General features: G+C 63.5%; 3 protein-coding genes and 1 pseudogene. 2 read left to right on the top strand and 2 right to left on the bottom strand.

Features of this window, described 5'->3' with window-relative positions; genetic code table 11:
* The first annotated feature begins 154 nt into the window (after window positions 1-154).
* Together WCE35_RS26285 and WCE35_RS26280 are read left to right on the top strand one after the other, a co-directional pair.
* On the top strand, window positions 155-841 hold the full coding sequence (locus WCE35_RS26285; protein WP_424596228.1) for an alpha/beta hydrolase: 687 nt from the start codon (window positions 155-157) through the stop codon (window positions 839-841).
* Between the two features lie 102 nt (window positions 842-943).
* The gene (locus tag WCE35_RS26280) at window positions 944-1,258 is read left to right on the top strand and encodes a hypothetical protein (protein WP_424596227.1); all 315 of its coding nucleotides are present in this window, start codon (window positions 944-946) and stop codon (window positions 1,256-1,258) included.
* Window positions 1,259-1,394: 136 nt separating this feature from the next.
* Here the strand turns inward: WCE35_RS26280 and WCE35_RS26275 are convergent, their stop codons facing one another.
* Window positions 1,395-1,958, bottom strand: a complete 564-nt coding sequence (locus WCE35_RS26275) for a hypothetical protein (protein ID WP_424596226.1) — start codon at window positions 1,956-1,958, stop codon at window positions 1,395-1,397.
* Window positions 1,959-2,166: 208 nt separating this feature from the next.
* Window positions 2,167-2,743 (bottom strand): annotated as a pseudogene (locus tag WCE35_RS26270) (glycerophosphodiester phosphodiesterase family protein); the annotation flags it as partial.

The raw sequence follows: 2,743 nt of genomic DNA, 5'->3' as shown, positions 1-2,743 counted from the left end.
GTAGAGCCCTTTGCGAAACCCATCACCGTCGCAAACTGCGATTGATGGGTATCGCGTCCGCTTCACCCATCCTACGCGCCGACCGCACGTACGTTTCTAGATGAGGAAAAAGCAAATTTGACTGAGGGAAAATACAATGAAGCAGCTGTTCGGAATGACCTGTTTTGCCGTTGCCCTGTTGTTCACCACCGTTGCCTGCACGCCAGCTCTCGCCGACGAGACCGTCACCATCGGCGGAACGCGCGCCGTGCTGATCAAGCCGAACGCGCCGCGCGCCAGCGTGATCCTGATGCCGGGGGGCGATGGTGCGATCCGGGCGGGTGACCAGGGCGATATCCACGGCCTGATGGGTAATCAGCTGGTTCGCACGCGCCATGCCTATGCGGCGCGGGGGCTCGCGGTCCTCGTTGCCGATGCCGGTACCGACCTCAAGAGCGCGGTCGACTATATGGCCGCGATCAAGCGGCCGGTGACGGTGATCGCCACCAGTCGCGGCACGATCCGCGCGGCCGAGGGGATCGCACGCGGCGCGCGGCCGGACGCGCTGGTTTTGACCTCGGGATTTCTCAGTCCGGAGTCGGGCAGCGGCAACAGCGTGATGTCGATCCTTGGCTCGCCGGCGGCGCTGCCGCGCACGCTCGTCATCCATCACAGCCAGGATAGCTGCAAGTTCACCTTGCCGGCCGGCGTCGAGCCGTTCATCAAATGGTCGGCCGGGCGCGCGCGCGTCAGTTGGGTCAGCGGCGGGAAAGACGAAGGCGATCCCTGTCAGGCCCGGGGCCATCATGGCTTCAATGGTCTCGACGGCCAGATCGTGGGACTGGCCGGGAATTTTCGCTGAACTGCGGTGTCATGTAATGCAATCCGCGGGAAGGCTGGGTCTGGGCGCGGGCTTGAGCTATTCTCACGCATTGACGAAAAATATTCACGCCGGAGGAAACCGATGCCCGCAGCCTTCTTCGTTGTCCGCGCCACCGTCGCCGACCCCGCCAAGCGTGCCGCCTTCGACACCTGGTATTCCCGCGAGCATCTGCCGGACGCGGTCAAATCGTTCGGCGCGGAGAAGGCGTGGCGGTTCTGGAGCCTCACCGATCCCTCGCTGCATCAGGCGACATATCAGTTTGCCGACGAGGCGGCGCTGGATCGCGCGACCAACGGCGACGATATGCAGCGGCTGGTCGCCGACTTCAACCGCGACTGGCCCGGCGTGACGCGGACGCGGGAGGTGCTGGTGCTGGCGGAGGAATACGGGGCGTAATGCTCACGTCATTCCGGGGTGTGCGTAAGTGCGTAGGATGGGTTGAGCTCTTCGCGAAACCCATTGATAGCATCTGAGGGAAGCGATGGGTTTCGCGAGGGGCAACCCATCCTACGGATCTGCAAGTTTGGGCGCCTTACGCGGCTGATCGCCTGGTCGCGCACCGCGGTGCGAGATTCAGTCGGCGCAATAAATCCGCAAAACGGCTGGGCGCTGCCGATGTGCATGCCCTGGCGTTGGCCGTTCGCTTCAAATGCTTGCCGAGCGGCTCCGCCTTGCTGTCCTTGGACTTCCTGATCGGCTGAGCATCGCCTTCCACCGGCTTGATGCGCGCTGTGGAGTCCTGCCAGGGTTGGCTGGTAACGGTCGCGCTCATTGCTGGAGCAAGCGGCGAGGGGACAACCGCCGCCTCGACCACGCGCGGCGCCGGCAATGCGCTGGGTTCGGGGATTCCGCGAGCCAGCTGTTCAGTTCCAATGGCCGGTTTCAGCGGGGGAACGTCATCGAGCGGCGCAACTGGAACCTGCTGTTGAGCCGGCGTCGCGGTCGCCGTGACGACGGATTGTGTCGCCTCCAACGCGGCTGCCGGCTCTGTCGCCTCGGCCGTGGCCGCGGGTCGAAATGCGCCGGCCGTCATCGAGAGGGTGACGCTGATCGCAAACAACAACGCCAATGCGAGCCAAATGATGTTTTGCTTCATCGTCGCCTCCCCCGAAGCCTAATGAACAAAAAATTAGCAGCCGTGTCCGCCGAACCGGAGATCGACGGCGTTTCACAGCTTCAAAATCAATTCGGGCCGGTTAGAGGCGGACTCATGGCGCCGGAGGGTCTACCTCAAGGCAAACACCTTGCAGCTGACGTTGGATCCGGGGTGCCGGCGGCGCGATACTCTCATGATGTGTCCCGCGTCACTTCATCCCCATGCAGCTCGCATAGAACGTCGTGGTCGCGGGCCAGTCGGAAAATATGCCGCGGACGCCGACCTGCTTTGCCAGCACATCGAGCACCGTCAGCGTGTCGCCGTCGCGGTCGATCGCCGCCTTGACGCTGCTGTGATAGAAGCCGCCGCCCTTGTTCAAGGGGCCGTCGCGCTCCAGCGACCAGCCGATCAGATCGAGGCCGGCGGCCTTCGCGGCCCTGGCGTAGTCCGAGGGCACGATCTCGCCCTTGTCGTTCAACGCCAGCATGACCCAGATCGGCGGCGCCAGGATTTTGACGCCTTGCGCTTTCAATTCCGTCATCGACGGTTTCCAGGTCTCGGGTTTTGCCGGGTCGAGGCCGTGCTTCTCATAGCGATCCTCGAGATACACCGCCTGCACCGCGAACTCAGGTTCGGTCTTCACCCAGAACAATATGTCCGCGAGACTAAAGCTCTGGGCGAACACGTCGCTCGCCGGAATGCCCGCCGCCTTGTAGGCGGCCAGCATTTGGGTGGCGTATTTTTCCTGGGTGTAGTCGCCGTCGAACGGCATCGGCACCTCCGGC

The organism is Bradyrhizobium sp. (genome assembly GCF_049691595.1).
Classification (GTDB): domain Bacteria; phylum Pseudomonadota; class Alphaproteobacteria; order Rhizobiales; family Xanthobacteraceae; genus Bradyrhizobium.
Note: the sequence above shows the minus strand (reverse complement) of the source record. Positions and strands in the feature narration are given on the sequence as shown.

Coding starts and splice junctions, on each gene's coding strand:
- WCE35_RS26285 (WP_424596228.1), top strand. CDS start 155: ATGACCTGTTTTGCCGTTGCCCTGTTGTTCACCACCGTTGCCTGCACG.
- WCE35_RS26280 (WP_424596227.1), top strand. CDS start 944: ATGCCCGCAGCCTTCTTCGTTGTCCGCGCCACCGTCGCCGACCCCGCC.
- WCE35_RS26275 (WP_424596226.1), bottom strand. CDS start 1,958: ATGAAGCAAAACATCATTTGGCTCGCATTGGCGTTGTTGTTTGCGATC.